This window comes from Streptococcus hillyeri (assembly GCF_003686955.1).
Classification (GTDB): Bacteria; Bacillota; Bacilli; order Lactobacillales; family Streptococcaceae; genus Streptococcus; species Streptococcus hillyeri.
The window spans coordinates 1-1,261 of the sequence record NZ_RCVM01000047.1; the positions used below are offsets into that span (position 1 = coordinate 1).

Sequence of the window (1,261 nt, forward strand, 5' to 3'; positions counted from 1 at the left end):
CACAGACACGGATTAAAATCCGCATCCGTTCACCGTTTTTTAAAGTCCGTTAAAAGCATGATGCCATCTCCGAGAGTTAATCTCGTCAAATGCTAAATCGTGGGGGTCCCCTTTGGGGTTCCGATTTAGTGATTGACGACACCACCGATTAAAAAACTTATGCGGGGTGGATGGTTTCACGAAGTGAGGCCATCCACCTGTAAGACAGGGTTTTGTTTTTATTCCCTGTTTTGGTGATCGGGTGTGTGGAAAAGGTTGGGGTAAGCCGTTCGGGGGTGCTTGTTTTGGGGGTTAAAATTGTGGTTATTTTTTGCGCAATTCTCGCGCGTGATCCTTGTATTTATACTTAAGGGATAAATGGCGGATATGAAATAGTGGTTTAGCCCAGTAATGACGAGGCTTTGAGTGGGTTTTGACAGGTCAAAGAAAATGGAGCAGAATTGAGGCGTTTTTAATCGGCGTTGGGGAGTGCGTCAACACTCCCCAACATTTCGAATGTGTCACCTCAGCGGCAAACTCTGGTGACATGTACTGGCTCGCAATGCACAGGTACGTGATGAATATACCACATCAAATCACAGCCTGCCCAGATCGGAGCAGGCTTAATGTCAGAAGATAAATTCCTTTCGGACTACAGCCCCCGTGATGCAGTTTGGGATACCCAGCGCACGCTTACCGATTCTGTCGGGGGTATCTACCAGACTGCTGCTGAATTCGAGCGCTATGCACTCCGTATGGCCTCCTGTAGCGGTTTGTTACGTTTTGGTTGGTCTACCATCATGGAAACCGGAGAAACGCGCCTACGGCTTCGTAGTGCGCAATTTTGCCGTGTCCGTCATTGCCCTGTCTGCCAGTGGAGAAGAACCCTCATGTGGCAAGCCCGTTTTTATCAGGCTCTACCGAAAATCGTTGTGGATTACCCGTCTTCCCGATGGTTGTTTCTGACGTTAACTGTCAGGAACTGCGAGATAGGTGAACTTGGAACAGTCCTTACAGCAATGAATGCGGCGTTTAAGCGAATGGAAAAGCGAAAGGAGCTATCACCTGTTCAGGGGTGGATCAGGGCTACGGAGGTGACGCGAGGTAAGGATGGCAGCGCACATCCGCATTTTCACTGTCTGCTGATGGTGCAACCTTCTTGGTTTAAAGGGAAGAACTACGTTAAGCACGAACGTTGGGTAGAACTCTGGCGCGATTGCTTGCGGGTGAACTATGAGCCGAATATCGATATTCGGGCAGTAAAAACTAAGACAGGTGAGGT

At 48.8% G+C, this 1,261-nt stretch carries 1 protein-coding gene; it reads left to right on the plus strand.

Going from position 1 to position 1,261, the window contains the following annotated elements; all coding sequences use genetic code 11:
• Positions 1-605: 605 nt before the first annotated feature.
• On the plus strand, positions 606-1,261 hold a 656-nt coding region (locus EAF07_RS10380; RefSeq protein ID WP_142925609.1), incomplete at its 3' end, for a protein rep.